The organism is Allobranchiibius sp. GilTou38, assembly GCF_017565325.1.
GTDB lineage: Bacteria > Actinomycetota > Actinomycetes > Actinomycetales > Dermatophilaceae > Allobranchiibius > Allobranchiibius huperziae.
The window spans coordinates 68558-90980 of sequence record NZ_JAGEKN010000004.1 but is presented as its reverse complement, the minus strand read 5'-3'; the positions used below and the strand labels follow the sequence as shown (position 1 = coordinate 90980).

Here is a 22423-nt window from a genome sequence, read left to right as displayed (position 1 = left end):
CCCGAGGTCTGCTGCGAGGACAACCGGATGGAACGGTACTGTTTCGTTTCATCCTGCACCTTTCGCTCGCATCGTGCAACCAGGGCGGCCTGTGAGGGCGCTCACAGTGCGCTCGGCCGGCCCTGATCTTGTACGGGGCTGCGCCTGGACGTCGCTAATGTGCGGTATTGCCCGGTCTGCAGTGCGACAGCACGACGCAGGTCGGAGACGGACGTCGTAGGACACACAGCACCGATGGAAGGTCGAGGCGAGCCCGGTGGCAGCGGTAGGGGCAGGAACGGTCGGCTGGCGACGGCACACGGAGGCGGCCGCGGGACTGGTCGAGCAGCTACGTCGCATCCCGCCCGGCCGCCCGGTGCGGTTGGCGAAGAAGACCTCTAACCTGTTCCGCACCCGCGACGACACCCATCAGCCCGGTCTGGACGTGTCCCGCCTCGACGGCGTGATCGAGGTCGACCCGGTGGCCCGGACGGCCGACGTCCAGGGCATGGCGACGTACGAGACCCTCTGTGCCGCAACGCTTCCGCACGGACTCATGCCGTACGTCGTGCCGCAGCTGCGCACCATCACCCTCGGCGGCGCCGTGACCGGCCTCGGCATCGAGTCGAGCTCCTTCCGCAACGGGCTGCCGCACGAGTCGGTGCTGGAGATGGACATCCTGACCGGTGCCGGCGAGATCGTCACCGCGACCCCGGACGGCGAGCACGCCGACCTCTTCCACGCCTTCCCCAACTCCTACGGGTCGCTCGGCTACAGCGTCCGGCTGAAGATCGCGCTCGACCCGATCGAGCCCTACGTGCACCTGCGCCACGTGCGTTTCGAGCTCTTGGGCGATCTCGTCGACGTCATGGGATCGGTGGTCGAGAGCCGCGAACACGACGGCGAGCGCGTCGACTTCGTGGACGGGGTCGTCTTCTCCGGTGAGGAGAGCTACCTGGTGCTGGGCACCTTCACCGGGCACGCGCCGTACACCTCGGACTACACCGGTCAGCAGATCTTCTACCGCTCCATCCAGTCGCGCACCGAGGACTACCTGAGCACGCTGGACTACATCTGGCGGTGGGACACCGACTGGTTCTGGTGCAACCGCGCGCTCGGACTGCAGAACCCTCGGGTACGCCGCCTGGTGCCGCGCCGCTACCTGCGCAGCGACGTCTACTCCCGGATCATCCGCTTCGAGACCCGGCACGGGGTGATGGCCGGAATCGACGCACGCCGCGGCAAGCCCGCGCGCGAGCGCGTCGTGCAGGACGTCGAGCTGCCGCTGGGGCGCACGCAGGAGTTCCTCGAGTGGTTCCTGCGTGAGGTGCCGATCGAGCCGATCTGGTTGTGCCCCATGCGTCTTCGCGACGCGCCGACCGCGTCGCACGGGGAGGGCAGGCCGTGGCCGCTCTACCCGATGCGGACTGGCGAGACCTACGTCAACGTCGGCTTCTGGTCGACGGTGGCGATCGCCGACGGCGCCCAGGACGGCGACGTCAACCGCGAGATCGAGCGCGTGGTGCACGCGCTCGACGGACACAAGTCCCTCTACAGCGACGCCTACTACGAGCCCGAGGAGTTCTGGGCGATGTACGGCGGCACGACCTACGAACTGGTCAAGAAGGCCTACGACCCGGACGGGCGACTGCCCGACCTCTACACGAAGGCGGTGAAGCGTCGATGACGATGACGATTGGTGAGGTGTTCGACGAGCTGTTCGGCACCGAGTTGCCGCTGAAGGTGACGGCGTACGACGGGTCGTCGGGTGGCAATCCCGAGGCGCCGTACGCGATCGAGCTGCGCAACGAGCGTGCGCTGCGCTACATGGTGACCGCTCCCGGCGAGCTCGGACTGGTGCGCGCCTATCTGATGGGCGACCTGGAGCTGCACGGAGTCTCGCCGGGCAACCCCTACGACTTCCTCAACCTCTTCATGACCGATTTCCAGGTCAAGCGCCCGCAGTTGACGCGGCTGCCGAAGATCGCGAAGTCACTCGGGATCAAGAACTTCCAGGTGCCTCCGCTGCCGGATCAGGAGCAGCCGCCGCAGTGGCGCCGTGGCCTGGAGGGACTGCGCCACTCCCGCAAGCGCGACGCCGATGCGATCCGCTATCACTACGACGTCAGCAACGAGTTCTACGAGCTGGTGCTCGGTGACTCGATGACCTACACCTGCGCCTGCTACCCCGCGGACGATGCGACGCTGGACGAGGCGCAGGCCAACAAGTACGACCTGGTCTGCCGCAAGCTCGATCTGCAGCCCGGACAGCGACTTCTCGACGTCGGCTGCGGCTGGGGCGGCATGGTGAGGCACGCGGTCGAGCACTACGGAGTCACGGCGCTCGGGGTGACCCTGTCGCGCAACCAGGCCACCTGGGCGGACCAGAAGATCAAGCAGATGGGTCTGGACGACCGGGCCGAGGTGCGTTACCTGGACTACCGCGATGTCACCGAGTCCGACTTCGACGCCGTCAGCTCGATCGGTCTGACCGAGCACATCGGGGTGAAGAACTACCCGGCGTACTTCAGCTTCCTCTACTCCAAGCTGCGTCCGGGTGGCCGATTGCTGAACCACTGCATCACCCGGCCGAACACCAGGACGCCGGCGCTCACCCGCGGCGGGTTCATCAACCGCTACGTCTTCCCCGACGGCGAGCTCACCGGGGTCGGCGTGATCACCTCCGCGATGCAGGACCAGGGTTTCGAGGTCCGGCACCTGGAGGATCTGCGTGAGCACTACGCGCGCACCTGCGCCGCCTGGGCGCACCGCCTGGAGGAGCACTGGGAGGAGTGCGTGCAGGACGCGGGTCTGCCGATCGCCAAGATCTGGGGCCTGTACCTCGCCGGCTCGTCGCTGGGCTTCGCCCGCAACAACATCCAGCTGCACCAGGTGCTCGGCCAGAAGATCGGCGCCGACGGCGTCGCGGACTACCCGTTGCGGCCGTCGTACGTCTGAGTGCCGTTCGGCGGCAGCGGTGTTCGGGCGTGGACAAAGGAATGTGTTCGCCCGGGGGAGCGTTGACGCCTACGATGGACGACGTCGACCCTCGTGGCCGGCGACAACTCAACAGTGCGACGTGCCCGCAACTTGGGGGTGATCGGTTTCGACGTTGACCGACCTTTCAGGGGAAGCGGGTCGAGGATGCACAGTTATCTCGTTAACGATCTGTGCAAAACCAATAGGTGCCAATTCCAAGCGCACCGACTTCGCCCTCGCCGCCTGAGCGAGCCTCGAAGTCCGTCAGCCTGAGGTAGTTCTCGACTCAGAGTCTGGCGTCAGCTAGAGAACTTGCTGTGTCGTCACGCCGAGGGGCGACACGGGACTCTTACTCGGCTGGGCCTGTCAGGGAACGTGTGCGCGCGAGCCCTGGGGCCGAGAAAATCCTTTGCGCACTGCACCCGGAGAAGCCCTGGAGCGCGTTTAGCGGACGCGGGTTCGATTCCCGCCACCTCCACTCCCGGCACGTCGCACTGTTGAGTCACCACCACCCCGACTGCCCGGTACGGCCGGGATGAACTTGAATGTGTGGCATGCCTGCCATGCCTTCGGTTTCGAACTCCATCATCGTCCGGCTGGAACTGCCCGGACGTCCCACTGCCGTCAGCGAACTGACCGGTGCGGTCGAGCGGGCCGGCGGCCTGGTGACCGCACTGGACATCAGCTCCTCCGACACGGCGCGCATGCAGGTGGACGTGACCGCAGCGGCCCGGGACGCCGACCACGCCGACGACCTGGTCGAGGCCATGCGCTCGATCGACGGTGTCGACATCCGCAAGGTCAGCGACCGCACCTTCCTCGCGCACCTCGGCGGCAAGCTGAAGATCGAGTCGAAGGTGCCGATCCGCAACCGCGACGACCTGTCGATGATCTACACCCCGGGTGTCGCGCGGGTGTGCATGGCGATCTTCGAGCACCCCGAGGACGCGCGCCGGCTCACCATCAAGCGCAACACCGTCGCCGTGGTCACCGACGGCACCGCGGTCCTCGGACTGGGCAACATCGGGCCCCTGGCCGCGATGCCGGTGATGGAGGGAAAGGCGGCGCTGTTCAAGCGGTTCGCCGACATCGACGCGTTCCCGATCTGCCTGGACACCACCGACGAGGACGAGATCGTGCGGACCGTGAAGGCCATCGCACCCGTCTTCGCCGGGATCAACCTGGAGGACATCTCCGCGCCGCGCTGCTTCGACATCGAGCGCCGGCTGCGGGAGGAGTTGGACATTCCGGTCTTCCACGACGACCAGCACGGCACGGCGATCGTGGTGCTCGCCGCGTTGCGCAACGCGCTGCGTGTGGTCGGCAAGGACCTGGCCGACGTGCGCATCGTGCAGAGCGGTGCCGGCGCCGCGGGTACGGCGATCACCCGCCTGATGCTGCACGCCGGCGCCCGCGACCTGGTGCTGGCCGACATCGACGGCGTCGTGCATCGCGACCGCCCCGACATCGCGGGCGACGTGTCGTCCACCCTGGCGTGGGTGGCCGATCACACCAACCCGCGCGGGGTGACCGGCAGCCTCAAGGACGCCGTACGAGGCGCCGACGTCTTCATCGGGGTGTCCGCGCCCGACCTGCTCACCGGCGACGACATCGCCACCATGTCGCCGGACTCGATCGTCTTCGCGCTGGCCAACCCCAAGCCGGAGGTCGACCCCACCGAGGCGGCCGCGCACGCGGCGGTCGTCGCGACCGGGCGCAGCGACTTCGCCAACCAGATCAACAACGTGCTGGTCTTCCCCGGCGTCTTCCGCGGGCTGCTGGACGCGGCGGCCACCGACATCACCCTCGACATCATGCTGGCCGCCGCTGTCGCGCTCTCGGGCGTGGTCAAGCGGGAGGAGCTGAACGCCGCGTACATCATCCCCAGCGTGTTCCACCCGGGGATCTCCTCGGTGGTCGCCAAGGCGGTCGTCGACGCGGCCGGAGGCCGTGACCACCGGATGGCGGTCAGCCAACCGGATGAGGCGACCGTCTGACCGTCCGCGGTCAGCGCCTGCGCTGGTGACTGCCGCGTCGAAGCCGGGAGGCGACGGCGCGCCGGGCGACGGGACCCAGGTCGTCGAACACATCGAGCAGAGCGGCAATCTGGTCGAGGGTGGCGAGCGCGGCGTCGGCGCCGTCCGCTTCGACGCCCTGCATCAACTCCACCCCGACGAAGCCGCACGTCACGGCATGCGCCAGGCCGCCGACGTCGATCAGGTCCGCGACGGGGTGACTCCTCAGCACTCGGCGTAGGACGCGCTCGACCTGCTCGGACCACTGACCCAGGCAGTACCTGGCGGTGCTCGCCAGCGCCTCGTCGTGCTGGCCCGCCGCGAGCAGCTGGGCCATCATTGCGACGTTCCCGGCTCGACGTTCCTCGGCGTTCAACTCCCGCGCCAGCGCGAGGAAGGCCTCGATGTCGTCGATCGCGTCGAAGCGGTCGGCGTACGCGGCGACCCGGGCGTCCAGGGCGGTGCGGCAGGCCAGGTCGACCAGCTCCGCGACGGTGCCGAAGTGATAGAAGACCAGGGCCTGATTGACCCCCGCCCGGGTGGCCACGGCGCGCGCGGACACCGCGCCGATCCCGTCCTCCCGCAGCACGGTGTCGGTGGCGTCCAGCAGCTTGGTCCTGGTGTCGTTCATCGCACCGCACGCTAGGCCACGAGCGCGGCTGTCGCGCGGTCGCTCGATCGCCCCTGCTAGCTCCAGGTGAGGCTGGCGGACCGGCTCCGCCGCTCGCGGCGTTCCAGCACTGCGAACACGACGATGCTTACCAGCAGGATCGTCGCTCCAACGGTGATGAAGGGCCACGTGTGCGCCCACTGGAAACCAGTCGGCAGCTCGCCGGGATGGTGGGGAGTGGTGTCGGTGACCGTCCCGGACGCGCTTACCTCGCCCAAGCTCTCACAGGTGATGCCGCCGTCCTGGCGGTAGCAGTGGTCGCCCGGATCGCTCGTGGCGTAGGTGGACCACGACCCGAGCCATCCGATCGCGATCGCGGGCCCGACGGCGATGCCCGCCAGACACCGCGGACGCACAACCGGGAGGACGGTGAGCACTGTCGCACCGACGAGAGCCAACAGCGCGAACGGTACGACGAAGATCCCGATGCTCAGCAGGGTCGCGACCGCGACGATGCCGAGCGCGCCGGTGGCCGCCCACAGCAGATAGACCTCGATATCTCGGGTCCAGGGCGATCGCGCACTCGTGATTGAGCGACTGCTCAAATAGATCATGCTGACAGTTGAGCACTTGCTCAAACTGCGCGTCAAGGGCGATGTGGGACCGGTTCGCGGCTCTCCGCCGGTGAGATGGGTCACTTCGTGGGCTGTTCGAGCCGTTCGAGACGTTTCGGATTCGAAGGTGACCGCGAGATCGGCTACGGTTGTCAAGTATTCACGCGATCTTGCGTTCTCTCTTCTGATCGGCCCACCTACTCCTGCAGTCTGCAGCGGGCCGACTTTCATGTATGGGCGCCGAGATCTTCGACGGCGCCATGCGCTCCCGCTCCTGTCGACACGGGCTCATTCGTCCGGTCACTTCGACATGTTCAGCGGTGGTCTGTGCGCGCCCATATCCGAGAGGCATGAGAGATGAGCACCCCCAAACAGTCCGGCCCCAAGAAGCAACGATGGAGTCGCGCCCAGAAGCTCGAGGCGCAGCGCGCACCCGTCCGCCGCGCGGACGGCGCTCCCGGCCGATCGGCCGAAGGTCCGCGATCCGCTGACCGCCGGCAGGGCTCGGCAGGTGGCCCGCGCTCCTACGGCTCCCGCGACCAGCGCCCGTCGTACAACCGCGACGACCGCCCCTCTCACAGCCGTGACGACCGTGCGGACCGTGGGGAGCGCCGCTCCTATAGCAACCGGGATGACCGGCCCAGCTACAACCGGGACAACCGCAGCGACCGCAGCGAGCCCCGTTCGTACGGCAACCGGGATGACCGGCCCAGCTACAACCGGGACAACCGCAGCGACCGCAGCGAGCCCCGTTCGTACGGCAACCGGGATGACCGGCCCAGCTACAACCGTGCCGACCGCGGCGAGCGTCGCACCCCGAGCAACCGGGGCGAGCGCGGTGACCGGCCCTCCTACAACCGCGACGACCGTCCGACCTACAACCGCAGCGACCGGAGCGAGCCGCGTTCGTACGGCAATCGCGAGGACCGACCCAGCTACAACCGTCACAACCGCAGCGACCGCAACGAGCCGCGTTCCTACGGCAATCGCGACGACCGTCCCGCCTACAACCGTGCCGACCGTGACGAACGCGGCGGCGAGCGCCGGACGCCGAGCAATCGCAGTGACCGGCCCAGCTACAACCGCGACGATCGTGGCGAGCGTCGCTCCTACGGCAACCGCGAGGACCGTCCCAGTTACGGCCGCGGTCCCCACGACGAGCACCGGTCCAGTCGCCCGCGCAGCGATGAGCGCACCTATCCCCGCACCGATCACCGCTCCGAGCCGAAGGCAGATTCACCCGTGACCCAGCAGATCGCCCCCGTCGACACCGCCCCGGCGGCGCCCGAGAAGGCGGCGGTGCACGCTCCCGACGGCCCCAACGGGTTCGAGGCGCTCGGCCTGCCCGAGCCGCTCGTACGCCGCTTGGCCCGCGACGGCATCACCACGCCGTTCCCGATCCAAGAGGCGACCATCCCGGACGCACTCGCCGGGCGCGACGTGCTCGGCCGCGGCCGCACCGGGTCCGGTAAGACGCTGGCCTTCGGCCTGCCCGCCCTCACCCGGCTCGCGCAGGGCGGCAAGGCACGCCCGGGCTGCCCCCGCGCGATCGTGCTGGTGCCGACCCGTGAGCTGGCCATGCAGGTCGCCGACGCGCTGCAGCCGCTCGTGCACGCCATCGGTCTGCACCACAAGCTGGTCGCCGGCGGCATGCCGTACGAGCCGCAGCTGCAGGCGTTGGCGCGCGGCGTCGACCTGCTCATCGCGACCCCCGGTCGCCTGATGGACCTGATCGACCGCGGCGCGGCCGACCTGTCCCGGGTCGAGATCGCCGTGCTCGACGAGGCCGACCACATGGCCGAGATGGGCTTCTTGGAGGACATCACCAAGATCCTGGACGACGTCCCCGCCGGCGGTCAGCGGCTGCTCTTCTCCGCGACGCTGGACCGCGGCATCGACAGCGTCGTCGACCGCTACCTGATCGACCCGGTCACTCACTCCACCGACGACGGCACGGTGAGCATCTCCAACATGGCGCACCACGCGCTGCTCATCGAGCCGCGCGACAAGAAGGTCGTGACGGCCGAGGTCGCCAACCGCGAGGGTCGCACCGTGGTGTTCTCCCGCACCAAGCTCGGCGCCGATCGCATCGCCAGCGAACTGCGCGAGCAGGGCGTCCTGGCGGCGGCGCTGCACGGTGGTCTGAACCAGGGCCAGCGCAACAAGGTGCTGAGCGCCTTCAAGGACGGCCGCATCCCCGTCCTCGTCGCGACGGATGTCGCCGCGCGCGGCATCCACGTCGACGACGTGGGCGTGGTGCTGCAGGTCGACCCGCCGGCGGACCACAAGGACTACCTGCACCGTGCCGGACGTACGGCGCGTGCGGGCGAGGCCGGCACCGTCGTCACCCTGGCCCTGCCGCATCAGCGCAAGGCCGTCACCCGGCTGCTGGAGCAGGCGGGCGTGGAGTCGGGCCTGCAGCGTGCGCGTCCGGGCGACGAGGTCATCCGGGCCACCGGCGGCCGCACTCCGCAGGAGCGCGCGATCTCCGACCAGGACTTGCACCGCATCCTCACCCCCAAGCGCGAGGCGGGTCGCGGAGGCGGCGGCCGTGGCGGTCCGAGGAGTGGCGCGAGCGGTCGTCCGGGCAACTACCGCGGCGGTCCCGGTGGCGGCTCCGGTCGTCGTACCGACGGGCCGTACCGGGGTCGACCGAGGGGCTGACCCTCGACTCTCGCGCGGGGCAGAATGAACGGCATGGACGATCTCACCGGTCGGCTGCTGATCGCCTCCCCGCGCGAGAGCATCGGCAGCGAGGAGGACGCCGAGGTCGATGTCTTCGACCGCAGCGTCGTCCTCGTCCTGCATCACGACGACGACGGCGCGCACGGGCTGGTCCTCAACCGGCCGCTGGCGGCCGATGTCGACTCGGTCCTGCCCGGTTGGCAGGAGCACGTCAACGCTCCGCCGCTGATCTTCCAGGGCGGGCCGGTGTCCATGGACACCGCGCTCGGCCTGGTCCGGATGCCCGGCACCACCGAATCGGTCGGCATCAAGCGGTTGTTCGGCGCGGTCGGTCTGGTCGACCTCGACGCGCCGCCGCTCGTGGTCGTCCCGGAGGTCGCGGGCATCCGCATCTTCGCCGGCTACGCCGGATGGTCCGGGGGGCAGCTGGAGGGCGAGATCGACCAGGGGTCCTGGTTCGTCGTGGACGCCGAGGCCGAGGACGCGTTCACGCTGCAGCCCGGTGACCTCTGGGCCAGCGTCCTACGGCGTCAGCGTGGCACGTTGCGCTTCCTTGCGTCCTACCCGGCGGATCCCTCGCTGAACTGACCGCGCGGTCGGCGGAATCTACACTTCAGGGATGACCTCACCACTGGATCGCCCCGACTCCCCGCCCAGCCCGTTGGAGCAGCCGAGCGGCCCGCGTACCTCCACGTCGGTCCTCGAGCGCGAGGAAGTGGTCCACCAGGAGCAGGAGCCCGGCGACCACGAGCGGTTCGCGCATTACGTGCGCAAGGAGAAGATCCTGGAGAGCGCGCTCTCGGGTGAGCCGGTGACCGCGTTGTGCGGCAAGGTCTGGGTCCCCGGGCGCGACCCGGAGAAGTTCCCGGTCTGTCCGACCTGCAAAGAGATATTCGACGGGATTCGCGCGCCCCAGGACGGCGGCGACGGCAGCAACTGACCGCTGCAGCCCTTGACGCAGGACCGACGCCCTCGGAGTACCCGGATTCGGGCCGAGTATGCACAGAATCGCCCCGAAGAGAGATGGCGTCGGTTTGATCACCCATCTGTTGACTCGGGTGTGGTAACGCCTGGACGGTGGGGACTAGCTGGGTGCCGACGACGGTGTCCACGTCCACGAATTGTTGGAGGCTCGATCCTCATGGTGAGCACAGACCAGATCAAGGACATCCAGGGCGGCAAGGCACTGGACAGCGACGGCAGCAAGATCGGCTCGATCAGCCAGATCTACCTCGACGATCGTTCGGGCGAACCGGAATGGGCCACCGTGCATACCGGCCTGTTCGGGACGTCCGAGACCTTCATCCCCCTTCAGGACGCGCAGGTCGAGGGAAAGGACGTGAGATTCCCCTACACCAAGGACAAGGTGAAGGACGCACCTCGCGTCGACGCCGACCAGCATCTCGACGTTCAGCAGGAGCAGGAGCTCTACAAGTACTACGGGGTCACCTACGCAGGCAGTGACACGGCCGGTGATGACGCCGGTCGCGGTGGCGACTCGAACGCCGATCGGGGTCCAGACACGGCAGCAGCGGGCACCGCAGCGGCCGGCACCGCAGCAGCAGGGACAGCAGCTGCGGGCACTGCGGCGGCAGGTGACCGCAGCCAGGACGGTGACACCCGCACGGGCGGCGGCACCGGATACGACGACACGGCCGGCCGGGACACTGCTGCCGCAGGCGGGGACACCGCTGCCACGACCGGCCGGGACACTGCTCCTGCTGCCACAGGCGGACCGACCACGGACAAGACCGGCGACCACCACCGCAGCGAGGCTGCAGCGGTCGGTGACGACACCTCCCAGCGCTCCGGCGTCGCGGGAGACGGCACCATCACCCGGCACGAGGAGCAGTTGCACGTCGGCACGGAGACGCGCGAGTCCGGTAGGGCGCGGCTACGCAAGTACGTGACCACCGAGGAGCAGACGGTCACAGTGCCGGTCTCCCACGAGGAGGTCCACATCGAGCGAGTGCCGGTCGCCGAGGGCACCGCCGTCAGCGGCGACGCCTTCCAGGAGTCCGAGCAGGAGGTGACCCTGCACGAAGAGGTGCCGGTGGTCACCAAGGAGGCCCACGCGGTCGAGGGCGTGCGGCTCACCACCGAGCAGGTCCGCGAGGACAGGCAGGTCACCGAGCAGGTGCGCAAGGAGCACATCGAGGTCGACGGCAAGGACATCGGCGAAGCCGATCAGGGAGATCGTCGCTGATTCGATCGGGCAGCACCACGCCCCAGGACGGCCCGGCGGTGATCTGCCGGGCCGTCCTGCATGTCCGGCCATTGACACGGTCCTGTCCGGGGTGGACCGTGAGCCGCAGCGGCAGGCCGACGAGGCCCTGCCGTGTCCCTTCTGCGGAGGCTGCCCATGACTGATTCAGACCACACGCACGATGACGAGCAGACCGAGGGCATTCGACGAGCCCACCCGGGCGGCACGGCCTCGTCGGGGGAGCAGAGCGAAGGGGGCGGCACCCCGGAGCAGGGGGACATCCGGCACAGCGGATACGCGCCCACCGACACCGACGCCGGCGAGGAGGCCGAGGTCGAGCGGACCGGCACCCCGGGCGGTACGGCCGCCAGCGGCATCCAGAGCGAGGGCGGCGGCACCCAGGGCGACGGTGGCCGCCGGCACAGCGGGTGGGGCCCTACGGACGGCGAGACCGCGGACGTGGACGCGGCGCGGGACGCCGAACGCACCGATCCCGAGTGAAGCACTGACGGGTTCGACGCGCCGGCGCGGGGCCGGTCAGGATCGTCGGCGGTCCTGGTTAGGGTTGTCGCCATATGAGTACCTCCGCCGCCTCGCACCTTTCACCGGCCTTCCCGGAGCGAGCGGCCTGGGGGACTGCGCACAAGCTGCGGGCCTGGCAGGCAGCGGCGCTGAAGCAGTACTTCGACGAGCAACCGCGTGACTTCCTGGCCGTCGCCACCCCCGGCGCCGGCAAGACGACGTACGCGCTGCGGCTCGCCACCGAGTTGCTCGACCGCGGCATCGTGGCCCAGGTGACGATCGTCGCGCCGACCGAGCACCTCAAGACCCAGTGGGCGGATGCCGCCGGCCGCGTCGGCATCCAGATCGACCCGCGATTCACCAACAGCCAGCAGGAGCACGCGTCCAGCTACCACGGGATCGCCGTGACCTACGCGGGCGTCGCCAGCAAGCCCGCGCTGCACCGGGTGCGGACGGCGGCCCGGCCCACTCTCGTGATCCTCGACGAGATCCACCACGGCGGCGACAACAAGTCGTGGGGCGATGCGATCCGCGAGGCGTTCGAGCCCGCCGTACGCCGGGTGGCCCTGACAGGGACCCCGTTCCGGTCCGACACCAGCCCCATCCCGTTCGTGCGGTACGAAGCAGGCGCCGACGGCATCCGACGCTCGGCCAGCGACTACGCGTACGGCTACGCGGAAGCGTTGCGCGACGGCGTCGTGCGCCCCGTGATCTTCATGGCCTACGGCGGCGCGATGCGCTGGCGTACCCGGGCCGGCGACGAGGTCGCGGCCAGGTTGGGCGAGCCGCTCACCAAGGATCTGACCGCCTCGGCCTGGCGCACCGCGCTGGACCCCGGGGGCGAGTGGATCCCGTCGGTGCTGCGCGCCGCCGACACCCGCCTGACCCAGGTGCGCCGGCACGTCCCGGACGCCGGGGGTCTGGTGATCGCCTCCGACCAGACCAACGCCCGCGCGTACGCCCGGGTCCTCGCCGCGATCACGGGCGAGCAGCCGGTCGTCGTACTGTCCGACGACTCCGGTTCCTCCAGCCGCATCGAGGAGTTCGCGCAGGGGGAGCAGCGCTGGATGGTCGCGGTGCGGATGGTGTCCGAGGGCGTGGACGTGCCACGAATGTGTGTCGGGGTCTACGCCACGTCGGCTGCGACGCCGCTCTACTTCGCGCAGGCGGTCGGGCGCTTCGTGCGCGCACGCCGGCGCGGTGAGACCGCCAGCATCTTCCTGCCCAGCGTGCCGGGCGTGCTGCAGCTCGCAGCGCGGCTGGAGGAGTCGCGCGACCACGCGCTGGACCGTCCGCGCAGCGACGCCGACGACGGCCTGTGGAGCGAGGAGGAGGACCTGCTCGCGGCCGCCAACGCGAGTGAGCCGGTCCAGTCCGGTCAGGGCAGCTTCGAGGCGCTGGAGTCCGACGCCGAGTTCGACCACGTGCTCTTCGACGCCCAACAGTTCGGTCTCGGTGCCGCGCCCGGCAGCGCCGACGAGCAGGAGTATCTGGGCCTGCCGGGCCTGCTGGAGCCGGACCAGGTCACCCATCTGCTGCGCCAGCGGCAGGAACGACAGGTGGGCGCCCAGCCGCCGGTCCCGGTTGCCGCGCACCGCGCCCTGGCCGCCCAGCGCAAGGAGCTCAACTCGCTGGTGTCCGCCTACGCCCGCAAGACCGGCGAGCCGCACGCGAAGCTGCACAGCGAGTTGCGCCGTGTGTGCGGCGGGCCGTCGCTGGACCGGGCGTCCACCGACGAGGTGGGTGCTCGGATCGACGCCGTACGACGCTGGTTCGTCGGACGTCGCTGACCGCGTATCCGGGTGCGGTAGTGCGGAATTCACCGACCGCGTAGCCACCGCGGGAGGAGGTCCGTTCGGTAAAATTGGACCATGCCGATCACCCGTCTGACCACCGCGTCGTACCTCGTGCTCGGGCTCGTCCGGCACCTGGGCACCGCGAGCCCGTACGACGTCAAGCAAGCCGTCGCCGGCACCATCGGGCCGTTCTGGGCGCTGCCGCACGCGCAGGTCTACGTGCAGTGCGACAAGCTCGTCGCGGCCGGTCTGCTCGCTCAGTCCCAGGAGAAATCCGGTCGCCAGCGTCGCACTCTCTCCCTGACCGCGGAGGGCCACGAGGCTCTCTCCGAGTGGCTGCACGACGACACCTTCGTGCCCGTCGAGGCGCGCGACCTCGGCCTGCTGAAACTGTTCTTCGGTGCCTCGCCCGAGGTCCTCGCACCCACCCAGATCAATGAGCACCGTCGCTCGTTGAAGGGTTACGAGCACCTGGCGGCGGCGAGCGGGGAACAGCTGCCGCAGGGCCCCTCGGGTGCGCTGACCTTCGGTCTGCAGTACGAGCGCTGGATGATCCAGTTCTGGACCGAGCAGCTGCAGCGACAGACCTCCTGACCGTCCGCGGGGCGACGCACCGTGCCCCGCGCGCGGTGAGAGGATCGACGTCATGACGCAGCGCCCGTCCGGCTGGTACGAGGACCCCGACGATCCGGACCAGTTGCGGTACTGGGACGGCATCCTGTGGTCACCGCGCAGGATGCCCAAGGTCAAGCCGGGCCTGGAGCGCTCCGGTCCGGTCCAGGACCTCCGCGGCCGGCCCGACCCCGCGGATCGCGGTGTCACCCTTCGTCCCTCTCCGCGGCCGCAGTCCGATCCGTGGCGGCAGCAGGGAGCGTTGCTGCAGGCACCGGCCACCACCCCTGACGGAGACGTCCTCGCGGGATGGTGGCATCGGGCCGGCGCCGCCGTCGTCGACTACCTGCTGGTGTCCCTCATCGGCGCTCTCGTCTCCCTGCCATGGACTCTGGACTGGGCGCGACAACACTCGGACTACCTGAGCACCGTGTCCACGTGGAAGGGGTCGGGTCAGGTGCCCTACCCCCCGTGGCAGATCTTCGTGGCCGACATCGTCGTCTACGCCCTGTATGAGATAGGGATGACGGTGTGGCGCGGACAGACCATCGGCAAGATCCTGACCGGCATCCGGGTACGGCGCTCGTCATCGGCCGGCTCGCCCGGCCTGGGCGCCGCGGTCAACCGTTTCCTCGTCAAGTGCGTCTATCTGCTGCTGAGCTTCGTGCCGGCGCTGGGGTTGGTCGCCATCGTCTTCGTGCTGCTGGACTATCTGTGGCCGCTGCGCGATCCAAAGCGCCGGGCGCTGCACGACCTGTCCGCGCACACCTACGTCGTACGCACCAGAGGCCAGATTCCGCGCTGAGCCCCGGTCACCTGCGGCCCCGTCAGCTCGCTGCGGCGGTGAGCGCTTGGGAGCTCAGGTCCTGCACGGCCGTGCGCACGTCGGCGTAGCTGACCGAACGGAAGAGCCGCCGGATCTGCAGCGCCTTGTCCTCGGTGATGCCCCGGATGTGGGTCAGCACCAGCTCGCGGTCGTCCTGCCGCAGCACCGCGGTCAGGTCCTCCACGCTGCGCTCACGCAGCGCGAGTTTGGTGGCCAGCAGCATGTTGAGCATGCCCGGCCCGTGCCGACCGGTCTCCCCGGTGATCGCACCTCCGAGGCCGCCCGCGAGTTGGAATGCCACGGAGCGCAGGGCGCACCCGCGGACGAACGCCGCGAGCTCCGCGCTGCCGGCCGCGTGCTCACCCCCGCTGCGGATGCCCGCCCGGATCATCGGGCCGCTCCCGCTGAACTCATCGAGGGCGTCCAGCCCGGCGCCGCCCGCGGGCAGCCGCACGACCACGGGCACCAGCAGGTTGAGCGCCTCACGCCACATGGGGGAGTAGGGCACGTGCAGCCCGACGAGCTCGTGGCGGCGATGCGCGCTGACGAGCTCGGCGGTCTCGATGAACTGGTCGATGTCGTCGGTCAGGCCGGCGACGATCGCGATCCGCAGCGCGCCCTTGGTCGCGAGGGCGGGGCGCACCATCCGCGGCGGCAGGAGCAACGACCCGACGTAGGTCGCCTCCGGTGTGCCGACTCGTCGGGCGCGACTTTCCAACGTCTCCTGCAGGGTCGCGCCCACTAGGGCCGAAGCGTCGTCGAAGAGGCCTGCGAAGAGCGGCTCCGGGGGTAGCACTGCGGACATGGGACTAACCGTATGCCGCCTGGGTACGCGCTGGTACTCCGACCGGCGCAAGAGGCGGGACTAGCATTCAGGTGGTTCTCCGATGCCGTACAGGACAGCTTCAGTCGGCGCTCCTAGCGTCGAGGCCGAGCGGGCAGCGGGTCCGCCGGCGGCCACCTCCGCGAGCGGCCGTCACGATGATGTGCGCTGCGACGGAGGTCCCACCGTGGACGACAACCAGTATCGGATCGTGGCGGGTGTCGACTCCTCGCACGCCTCCACCACGGCCGTGGAGTGGGCGGCCAGGTCCGCCGCGGCCCGGCAGGGGAGTCTGCGTCTGCTGCACGGTTTCAGCCCGGACCAGTCCGGTTTCGCGTTCGGGATGGATACCGATGCCGACGCGATCCGCACCTCCGGGGAGCGCCTGCTGGCGCGGCTGGCGGCGCACGTCCACGCGGCGCACGACACGGTGGCGCTGACGACGGCCCAGTCCGACGACTACCCGGCCAAGGCCCTCGTCCGTGCGAGCCTCGCGGCGGATCTGGTCGTCCTCGGTGCGCACGGCGATTCCCAACTCGGGCTGGCCTCGGTGGGGCAGACGGCCACGCAGGTCGCGAGCCACGCATCGGTGCCGGTGACGATCGTGCGCGGAGCGCCGGACGACCCGTTCGGCCGGATCACCGTCGGGCTGGACCCCTCCGAGGACGCGCGCAGAGCTCTGGCCTGGGCGGTGGACGAGGCCGGTCGCACGGGCGCAGAGGTCCTCGCGGTGCACGCCTGGCAGCCCCAGGACGCCGACGACCCGCATCTGCGCAAGGCGGACTGGGCCGCGTACTCCCGTCAGGTCGAGGATCGGGTGCAGGAGTGGATCGAGCCGCAGCGACGGGCGCACGCCGACGTGAAGGTGCAGGTGCAGGTGGACCGGGCCAACCCGAGCAAGGTCCTCACGATGTGCTCCCGCTCCAGTGACCTGGTCGTGGTGGGTGCCCGCGGTTCGGGGGGCTTCGAGGGGCTGCGGCTCGGTCGGGTCTCCCGGGACCTGCTCGGCCACGCCGCCTGCTCCCTGACGATCGTGCGCTGATTCAGCGGGTCGCCGCGGTCCGGATGCCCGCCGCTGCGAACTCGTCGTACGCCGCGCCGGTGCTCTCGGGGGCGACGCCGGCCGCAAGATCGCGCAGCACCGTCGTCTGCAGGCCCTCCCGGGCGGCGTCGAGCGCCGTGGCCCGCACGCAGTAGTCCGTCGCCAGGCCGCATACGTCGACGGCGGTGATGTCGCGCTGCCGCAACCAGTCCGCCAGAGGCGTCCCGGTGTCGTCGACACCCTCGAATCCGCTGTACGCAGCATGGTGTTCGCCCTTGCGGAACGTCGCATCGACCGATCCCAGCGCGGCCCGGAAGGCCGGGTGGAAGTCGGCGCCGCCGGTGCCGACCTCGCAGTGCACCGGCCAGGATGCGCTGAAATCAGGGTCGCTCGACCAGTGCGCACCGGGGTTGATGTGCCAGTCGGCGGTGGCGACGACGGCCGCGTAGCCGTCCGCGTGAGCCGCGATCCACGCGGCGATGCGGGCGGCCACGGCCCCACCGCCGGTCACCGCCAGGGAGCCTCCCTCGCAGAAGTCGTTCTGCACGTCGACGACGATGAGGGCGCGCCGCGCCTCCGGGGCAGCCGGGACGCTCACGCGTGGTCCTCGTAGATCGTGGGGATGACGGGCTCTCCGCGGGACAGCTGAGTGGCCGCGGGCGGCAGCTGTGCACGGGAGGCCGCGTGCCGGTCTCTCGCGGTGTCCAGGTCGTCCTTGTAGACCCGCTCGCCGTCCAAGACCAGATCGACCATGAGCGGACGGTCGTCGCCGTCGTTGCTCGGCCGTTCGCCCAGCCCGATGACCTCGGCCTGCGCCACCCCGTCCGGTGACATCCGGCGCATGGCGTACTTGCGCCCGGCGACCGACGCCTTGTCCTTGGACTTCTTCGCCACCCCGATCAGCTCGCCGTGCTCGTCCTCGTGCGCGACCAGTTTGTAGACCATGCCGGCCGTGGGCGCTCCCGAGCCGGTGACCAGGCTGGTGCCGACGCCGTACATGTCGACCGGGGCGGCCCGCAGGGTGGCGATCGCGAACTCGTCCAGATCGGAGGTCACCACGATCCGGGTGTCTCGTGCCCCCAGCGCGTCCAGCTGCTCCCGCACCGCGTGCGCGCCGACGACCAGGTCGCCGGAGTCGATGCGGACCGCGCCGAGACCGGTCCCGGCCGCGGCCACGGCGTTCCGCACGCCCTCGGGGATGTCGTAGGTGTCGACCAGCAGCGTGGTGTCGGAGCCCAGGCTCGCGACCTGCGCGTCGAAGGCCGCCCGTTCAGTGTCGTGCAGCAGGGTGAACGCGTGCGCGGCCGTCCCCGCCGTCGGCACGCCGTACCGCTGCCCTGCCGCCAGGTTGGAGGTGGTGGAGAAGCCCGCGATATACGCCGCCCGCGCGGCGGCCACGGCCGCCTCCTCGTGGGTGCGCCGCGAGCCCATCTCGATGCAGGGCCGCTCACCCGCGGCGCCGGTCATCCGAGACGCCGCAGCCGCGATCGCACTGTCGTGATTGAGGATCGAGAGCGCGATGGTCTCCAGGATCACTCCCTCGGCGAAGCTCGCCTCGACCACCAGCACCGGCGATCCGGGGAACTGGATCTCGCCCTCGGCGTAGCCGGTGATGGTGCCGGAGAACCGGTAGCCGGCCAGCCAGTCCAGGGTCGGCTCGTCCACGACCCGACGTTCGCGCAGCGACTCGATCTGCTCCTCGCCGAAGCGGAAGTCGGCGAGGGCGTCGAGCAGGCGGCCCGTCCCGGCGACCACGCCGTACCTGCGCCCGTCGGGCAACCGGCGCGCGAAGACCTCGAAGACGCTGCGCCGGTGCGCGGCGCCGCTCGCGAGGGCCGCCTGCACCATCGTCAGCTCGTAGTGGTCGGTCAGCAGTGCTGTCGATCCGGTCACAGTCGCCGAGTCTAGGGGTGTGCCGCCGTCGGTGGTTCGGAGTGGAACTTCGCCTGCGCCTACCCTGGGGCCATGTCCGTGGCCCCTCCCGAGCACGCCCTGCCGGACGTCGATCCGGGCCTCGAGGCGGATCTGCGGGCCGGGCTCGACCGTCCCTGGGTGACCATTGTCTGGAACGATCCGGTCAACCTGATGTCCTACGTCTCCTGGGTCTTCCGGACGCACTTCGGGTATTCGGAGGCGAAGGCGAACCAGCTGATGATCGCCGTGCACGAGGAGGGCCGGGCCGTGGTGTCCACCGGCCCCCGCGAGCAGATGGAGTCCGACACCGAGGCGATGCACACCTACGGCCTGTGGGCGACCCTGCAGAAGGACGAGTAGATGGCAGAGGCCTTCCGCCGCAAGGGCGCCCGGTACGTCGGCAAGTTCGATCAGGAGGAGCGCGAGGTCGTCGTGTCGTTGCTCTCGCAGGTGCGCGAGCTGATCGCCCTGGACGAGGAACCGGCCACCGGCGACCCCATCCGCGACCTGCTCGACAGCCTGGGCCGTGAGCCCGCGTCGGCGCGCGAGGTCGACGCCCGCGACCCGGCGCTGCGCCGGCTGCTGCCGCAGGCGAGTCGGGACGACGACGCCCTGGCACAGGATTTCCGGGCGCTCGCCGAGCACGACATCCGCCGCGCCAAGGCCGCCAACCTGTCGACCGCGATTCACGCCCTGTCCTTCGAGGGCGGCTCGCGGGTCGAGCTGGACCAGCGGCAGGCGCAGGCCCTGATGATCGCCGTGGGCGACGTGCGGCTGATGCTGGGGGAGCGGCTCGACCTGCGGACGGACGAGGACGCCGAGCGGCTGCAGGAGGGGCTCGACCTCGGACGACACGGCACCGGCAACGACGGCGAGCGGCAACTGCTCGCGGCCTACTACGACTTCCTCACCTGGATGCAGGAGTCGCTGGCGCTCACGCTCACGGGCTGAGGACCACCGCGTGCGGCGCTACTAGGATCGGTGGCCACCATGACTGCCACTCCCTCCTCGTCCCCCGTCCGGCTGCGCGTCGCGCCCTCACCGACCGGGGATCCACACGTCGGCACGGCGTACATGGCGATGTTCGACCTCGCCTTCGCCCGTCAGCAGGGCGGGAAGTTCATCCTGCGGGTCGAGGACACCGACCGCGCGCGCTTCCAGGAGGACAGCGAGCAGCAGCTCTACGACACCCTGCACTGGCTCGGTCTCACCTGGGACGAGGGGCCGGACATCGGCGGCCCGTACGCGCCCTACCGGCAGTCCGAGCGCCTGGAGACCTACCGCCCGTACGCCGAGCGGCTGCTGGCCGACGGGCACGCCTACCTGTGCTGGTGCTCGCCGGAGCGGTTGTCCGCGATGCGGGAGATGCAGCAGAAGACCAAGCAGCCCACCGGCTACGACCGGATGTGCCACGGCAAGACCCGCGAGGAGCGCGCGCAGCTGCCCGGCTTCACCGAGACTCCCGTCGTGCGGATGTTCATCCCGGACGATGTCCAACTTTCGTGGGAGGACCTGGTGATGGGGCACACGAGTGCGCCGCGTCCGGACGACCAGGTGATCGTCAAGGCCGACGGTTTCCCGACCTACCACCTCGCCGTGGTGGTCGACGACCACGAGATGGGCATCAGCCACGTCGTCCGGGGCCAGGAGTGGATCTCCAGCACCCCCAAGCACCTGCTGCTCTACACGTGGCTCGGGCTCACGCCGCCGGCGTTCGCGCACATGCCGCTGCTGCGCGATGAGAAGAAGGCCAAGATCTCCAAGCGCAAGAGCCCGTGGGCGAAGCTCACATGGTTCCGCGACGAGGGCTACCTGCCCGAGGCCCTGGTCAACTTCCTTGCGCTGCTGGGCTACCCGCCGATCCTGGAGGCTGACGGCACCGAGCGCGAGGTCTTCAGCTTCCAGGAGTTCTCCGACGGTTTCGCCTGGTCGAAGATCAACAAGGCGGGTTCGGTCTTCAACCTGGAGAAGCTGAACTGGCTCAACGGCCACTACCTGCGTGAGCTGGGCACCGACGACTTCGCCGCCCGGCTGCTGCCCTTCCTGCAGCGCGACGGAGTGCTCTCCGGCAGCCCGACGCTGCCCGAGCTCGGCCGGCTGCAGCGCGTGGCCGAGCTGGTGCAGACCCGCATCGTGCTGCTGAAGGACGCCACCCCGCTCGTGGCGCCGTTCTACGTCGCCGACGACGACCTGCCGATCGCGGACGACGCCCGCGCTCAGCTCAAGGAGGGTGCGGCCGAGGTCCTGGACGCCGCCGTCGCCGCGCTGGAGCCGATCAGCGGCTCGGTGGGCCTGCCCGACGGCAGCGGCGTCGAGTGGACCCACGACCGCATCGAGGCGGCTCTGCGGGCAGCCATCGTCGAGGGGCTGGGGGTCAAGCCGAAGCTCGCCTTCGGACCGCTGCGCACGGCGATCTCCGGCCAGCGCATCTCTCCGCCGCTCTTCGAGTCGATGGAGATCCTCGGCAAGGCCTCGGTGCTCGCCCGGCTGAAGCGCCTGCGCGCCTCGCTCTGAGCTCCGGGCGGGCCTACGCTGCCCGGATGGGAGATGCATCACACCGGACGGCGAGCGGATCCTTCGAGATCGCGATGACGCCGGGGGAGGGCGACGATACCCCGGGCGTCGGCCGGTGGACGTTCGAGAAGACCTTCGCAGGCGACCTGGCGGGCACCTCGCGCGGTCAGATGCTCGGTGCGGGCGACCCGGCGACCGGGTGCGCCGGGTACGTAGTGATCGAGATGGTGCGCGCGCGCCTGGGCGGCCTGCAGGGCGGATTCGCGCTGCAGCACTTCGGGATCATGGATGCCGGCGACCTGCGCCAGCAGATCGAGATCGTCCCCGGCACGGGCCTGGACGATCTGGTCGGCATCGCCGGCACCCTCACGATCACCCAGGACGACGCCGGTCGGCACCGCTACGAACTGAAGTACGCGCTGCCCGAGTGAGCCGTCGCGAGGCCGGGGGGTCCCGCGCTGAAACCGTCTCGATTTGGGTCGAGATGCCCCAGGCAGTAAGGTTTCTCCTCGGTTCACGTACACGGCAGGTCCTCGGACTCTGGCGGGCGTGATACCCCCATGGGGTATGGTGTAATTGGCAGCACGACTGGTTCTGGTCCAGTTAGTCTAGGTTCGAGTCCTGGTACCCCAGCGGCCCCGTTGTGTAGCGGCCTAGCACGCCGCCCTCTCAAGGCGGTAGCGCGGGTTCGAATCCCGTCGGGGCTACGTGAGTAGCGAGAAGAGCGGTTCCCAGCATGCTGGGGGCCGCTCTTCTGCCGTCCGGGGTCACCGCGCTGTCACCATGCGGGCCGCAGGCCTCCCGGTTCGGCCACCGCTCGAACCGCGGCCGCGAACCCGGCATACGCCTCGGGCGACAGCGCGTCGCGCCAGCCCGCCACCACCTGCGCGGCGGACTCCTCGGCCGCCCGCGTGCACGCGCGCCCGCGCGCTGTCAGCCGCAGCAACTGCGATCGTCCATCGGCCGGATCCGCACGCCGGCTCACGTAGCCGGCGCCCACCAGGTGCTCGACGAGCTGCGCGGCCGCCTGTTTGGAGATGTTGAGAGCAGCGGCGATGCCGGCCTGGTTCGTGGGGGTTCGCGAGAGGGTCGCGAACGCGAATCCGTGGGCCGGTCGTACGTCGTCGAACCCCCGCGCTGCGAGCCCCTCCTGGATGCCGTCCACCAGCTGCGTGGTGATGCGCAGAGTCGCTGTCGCGATCTCCCAGTCAGTCGTCGTCATGGGCAGAGGATGGCATAGAAGACAAGTGGCTTGACTAATCGAGCGAGGGATCAGATAGTCAACT

The 22423-nt window shown here is 69.9% G+C and carries 22 protein-coding genes, 2 tRNA genes and 1 other RNA gene; 19 read left to right on the top strand and 6 right to left on the bottom strand.

All coding sequences use genetic code 11. The features are described from left to right. Positions 1–256 precede the first annotated feature (256 nt). From JOB34_RS02300 to JOB34_RS02285, 4 genes are all read left to right on the top strand, one after another. Positions 257–1666 carry an FAD-binding oxidoreductase gene (locus JOB34_RS02300; RefSeq protein ID WP_347813687.1) on the top strand — a complete coding sequence of 470 codons (1410 nt, stop codon included), beginning with the start codon at positions 257–259 and terminating at the stop codon, positions 1664–1666. Then, a complete protein-coding gene (locus JOB34_RS02295; RefSeq protein ID WP_208051212.1) occupies positions 1663–2937 on the top strand; it encodes a cyclopropane-fatty-acyl-phospholipid synthase family protein in 1275 nt (424 codons plus the stop codon). Before JOB34_RS02300 ends, JOB34_RS02295 begins: the two co-directional genes overlap by 4 nt. Before the next feature lie 134 nt (positions 2938–3071). Then, positions 3072–3439: a transfer-messenger RNA gene (gene ssrA, locus JOB34_RS02290) on the top strand. A gap of 73 nt (positions 3440–3512) precedes the next feature. After that, positions 3513–4955 carry an NAD-dependent malic enzyme gene (locus JOB34_RS02285; RefSeq protein WP_208051211.1) on the top strand — a complete coding sequence of 481 codons (1443 nt, stop codon included), beginning with the start codon at positions 3513–3515 and terminating at the stop codon, positions 4953–4955. A 10-nt stretch (positions 4956–4965) separates the two neighbouring features. Here JOB34_RS02285 and JOB34_RS02280 read toward each other — a convergent pair whose 3' ends face one another. Both JOB34_RS02280 and JOB34_RS02275 read right to left on the bottom strand, forming a co-directional pair. Further along, positions 4966–5604: a TetR family transcriptional regulator gene (locus JOB34_RS02280; protein ID WP_208051210.1), complete on the bottom strand. Its 639-nt coding sequence runs from the start codon at positions 5602–5604 to the stop codon at positions 4966–4968. 56 nt (positions 5605–5660) lie between these two features. Further along, positions 5661–6188 (bottom strand): hypothetical protein, encoded by a 528-nt coding sequence (locus JOB34_RS02275; protein WP_208051209.1) that lies wholly within the window; start codon positions 6186–6188, stop codon positions 5661–5663. Between the two features lie 366 nt (positions 6189–6554). Between JOB34_RS02275 and JOB34_RS02270 the strand changes: the two genes are divergently transcribed. The 8 genes from JOB34_RS02270 to JOB34_RS02235 all read left to right on the top strand — a co-directional run bounded on the left by JOB34_RS02270 (position 6555) and on the right by JOB34_RS02235 (position 14823). Further along, positions 6555–8861: a DEAD/DEAH box helicase gene (locus JOB34_RS02270; RefSeq protein WP_208051208.1), complete on the top strand. Its 2307-nt coding sequence runs from the start codon at positions 6555–6557 to the stop codon at positions 8859–8861. A gap of 33 nt (positions 8862–8894) precedes the next feature. Next, positions 8895–9470 carry a YqgE/AlgH family protein gene (locus JOB34_RS02265; RefSeq protein ID WP_208051207.1) on the top strand — a complete coding sequence of 192 codons (576 nt, stop codon included), beginning with the start codon at positions 8895–8897 and terminating at the stop codon, positions 9468–9470. A 31-nt stretch (positions 9471–9501) separates the two neighbouring features. Then, positions 9502–9822, top strand: coding sequence for a DUF3039 domain-containing protein (locus JOB34_RS02260; RefSeq protein ID WP_208051206.1), 321 nt, complete (start codon positions 9502–9504; stop codon positions 9820–9822). A gap of 201 nt (positions 9823–10023) precedes the next feature. Then, positions 10024–11088: a PRC and DUF2382 domain-containing protein gene (locus JOB34_RS02255; protein WP_208051205.1), complete on the top strand. Its 1065-nt coding sequence runs from the start codon at positions 10024–10026 to the stop codon at positions 11086–11088. A gap of 156 nt (positions 11089–11244) precedes the next feature. Continuing rightward, entirely contained in the window at positions 11245–11589 is a 345-nt protein-coding gene (locus JOB34_RS02250; protein ID WP_179479625.1) for a hypothetical protein, read from the top strand. Positions 11590–11663: 74 nt separating this feature from the next. After that, a complete protein-coding gene (locus tag JOB34_RS02245; RefSeq protein WP_208051204.1) occupies positions 11664–13400 on the top strand; it encodes a DEAD/DEAH box helicase in 1737 nt (578 codons plus the stop codon). Positions 13401–13481: 81 nt separating this feature from the next. Beyond that, complete coding sequence (locus tag JOB34_RS02240; protein WP_179479629.1) at positions 13482–14000, top strand: PadR family transcriptional regulator; 519 nt, start codon at positions 13482–13484, stop codon at positions 13998–14000. A 52-nt stretch (positions 14001–14052) separates the two neighbouring features. Beyond that, the gene (locus JOB34_RS02235; RefSeq protein ID WP_208051395.1) at positions 14053–14823 is read left to right on the top strand and encodes an RDD family protein; all 771 of its coding nucleotides are present in this window, start codon (positions 14053–14055) and stop codon (positions 14821–14823) included. A gap of 22 nt (positions 14824–14845) precedes the next feature. On the opposite strand, the gene JOB34_RS02230 is transcribed toward JOB34_RS02235, so the two are convergent. Then, positions 14846–15649: a hypothetical protein gene (locus JOB34_RS02230; protein WP_208051203.1), complete on the bottom strand. Its 804-nt coding sequence runs from the start codon at positions 15647–15649 to the stop codon at positions 14846–14848. Positions 15650–15854: 205 nt separating this feature from the next. Between JOB34_RS02230 and JOB34_RS02225 the strand changes: the two genes are divergently transcribed. Further along, positions 15855–16709: a universal stress protein gene (locus JOB34_RS02225; protein WP_208051202.1), complete on the top strand. Its 855-nt coding sequence runs from the start codon at positions 15855–15857 to the stop codon at positions 16707–16709. A gap of 1 nt (position 16710) precedes the next feature. Here JOB34_RS02225 and JOB34_RS02220 read toward each other — a convergent pair whose 3' ends face one another. Then, a complete protein-coding gene (locus JOB34_RS02220; protein ID WP_208051201.1) occupies positions 16711–17307 on the bottom strand; it encodes an isochorismatase family protein in 597 nt (198 codons plus the stop codon). Then, a complete protein-coding gene (locus JOB34_RS02215) occupies positions 17304–18602 on the bottom strand; it encodes a nicotinate phosphoribosyltransferase (protein WP_208051200.1) in 1299 nt (432 codons plus the stop codon). Before JOB34_RS02215 ends, JOB34_RS02220 begins: the two co-directional genes overlap by 4 nt. Before the next feature lie 72 nt (positions 18603–18674). Between JOB34_RS02215 and clpS the strand changes: the two genes are divergently transcribed. The 6 genes from clpS (at position 18675) to JOB34_RS02185 (ending at position 21844) form a co-directional block, all read left to right on the top strand. After that, complete coding sequence (gene clpS, locus JOB34_RS02210) at positions 18675–18983, top strand: ATP-dependent Clp protease adapter ClpS (RefSeq protein WP_208051199.1); 309 nt, start codon at positions 18675–18677, stop codon at positions 18981–18983. Next, complete coding sequence (locus JOB34_RS02205; RefSeq protein ID WP_208051198.1) at positions 18984–19574, top strand: DUF2017 domain-containing protein; 591 nt, start codon at positions 18984–18986, stop codon at positions 19572–19574. A gap of 39 nt (positions 19575–19613) precedes the next feature. Then, complete coding sequence (gltX, locus tag JOB34_RS02200; protein WP_208051197.1) at positions 19614–21137, top strand: glutamate--tRNA ligase; 1524 nt, start codon at positions 19614–19616, stop codon at positions 21135–21137. Between the two features lie 26 nt (positions 21138–21163). Next, positions 21164–21568: a DUF3224 domain-containing protein gene (locus JOB34_RS02195; protein ID WP_208051196.1), complete on the top strand. Its 405-nt coding sequence runs from the start codon at positions 21164–21166 to the stop codon at positions 21566–21568. 130 nt (positions 21569–21698) lie between these two features. Further along, positions 21699–21770 (top strand) — tRNA-Gln (locus JOB34_RS02190). A 1-nt stretch (position 21771) separates the two neighbouring features. After that, positions 21772–21844 (top strand) — tRNA-Glu (locus JOB34_RS02185). A gap of 71 nt (positions 21845–21915) precedes the next feature. Here JOB34_RS02185 and JOB34_RS02180 read toward each other — a convergent pair. After that, positions 21916–22359, bottom strand: a complete 444-nt coding sequence (locus JOB34_RS02180) for a MarR family winged helix-turn-helix transcriptional regulator (protein WP_208051195.1) — start codon at positions 22357–22359, stop codon at positions 21916–21918. Between the last annotated feature and the right edge of the window lie 64 nt (positions 22360–22423).

What these genes read in the sequence shown, in the direction of transcription:
- JOB34_RS02205 (WP_208051198.1), top strand. Translation starts at nt 18,984, where the DNA reads ATGGCAGAGGCCTTCCGCCGCAAGGGCGCCCGGTACGTCGGCAAGTTC.
- JOB34_RS02265 (WP_208051207.1), top strand. Translation starts at nt 8,895, where the DNA reads ATGGACGATCTCACCGGTCGGCTGCTGATCGCCTCCCCGCGCGAGAGC.
- JOB34_RS02280 (WP_208051210.1), bottom strand. Translation starts at nt 5,604, where the DNA reads ATGAACGACACCAGGACCAAGCTGCTGGACGCCACCGACACCGTGCTG.
- JOB34_RS02285 (WP_208051211.1), top strand. Translation starts at nt 3,513, where the DNA reads ATGCCTGCCATGCCTTCGGTTTCGAACTCCATCATCGTCCGGCTGGAA.
- JOB34_RS02240 (WP_179479629.1), top strand. Translation starts at nt 13,482, where the DNA reads ATGCCGATCACCCGTCTGACCACCGCGTCGTACCTCGTGCTCGGGCTC.
- JOB34_RS02230 (WP_208051203.1), bottom strand. Translation starts at nt 15,649, where the DNA reads ATGTCCGCAGTGCTACCCCCGGAGCCGCTCTTCGCAGGCCTCTTCGAC.
- JOB34_RS02270 (WP_208051208.1), top strand. Translation starts at nt 6,555, where the DNA reads ATGAGCACCCCCAAACAGTCCGGCCCCAAGAAGCAACGATGGAGTCGC.
- JOB34_RS02250 (WP_179479625.1), top strand. Translation starts at nt 11,245, where the DNA reads ATGACTGATTCAGACCACACGCACGATGACGAGCAGACCGAGGGCATT.
- JOB34_RS02195 (WP_208051196.1), top strand. Translation starts at nt 21,164, where the DNA reads ATGGGAGATGCATCACACCGGACGGCGAGCGGATCCTTCGAGATCGCG.
- clpS (WP_208051199.1), top strand. Translation starts at nt 18,675, where the DNA reads ATGTCCGTGGCCCCTCCCGAGCACGCCCTGCCGGACGTCGATCCGGGC.
- JOB34_RS02295 (WP_208051212.1), top strand. Translation starts at nt 1,663, where the DNA reads ATGACGATGACGATTGGTGAGGTGTTCGACGAGCTGTTCGGCACCGAG.
- JOB34_RS02180 (WP_208051195.1), bottom strand. Translation starts at nt 22,359, where the DNA reads ATGACGACGACTGACTGGGAGATCGCGACAGCGACTCTGCGCATCACC.
- JOB34_RS02235 (WP_208051395.1), top strand. Translation starts at nt 14,053, where the DNA reads ATGACGCAGCGCCCGTCCGGCTGGTACGAGGACCCCGACGATCCGGAC.
- JOB34_RS02255 (WP_208051205.1), top strand. Translation starts at nt 10,024, where the DNA reads ATGGTGAGCACAGACCAGATCAAGGACATCCAGGGCGGCAAGGCACTG.
- JOB34_RS02260 (WP_208051206.1), top strand. Translation starts at nt 9,502, where the DNA reads ATGACCTCACCACTGGATCGCCCCGACTCCCCGCCCAGCCCGTTGGAG.
- gltX (WP_208051197.1), top strand. Translation starts at nt 19,614, where the DNA reads ATGACTGCCACTCCCTCCTCGTCCCCCGTCCGGCTGCGCGTCGCGCCC.
- JOB34_RS02245 (WP_208051204.1), top strand. Translation starts at nt 11,664, where the DNA reads ATGAGTACCTCCGCCGCCTCGCACCTTTCACCGGCCTTCCCGGAGCGA.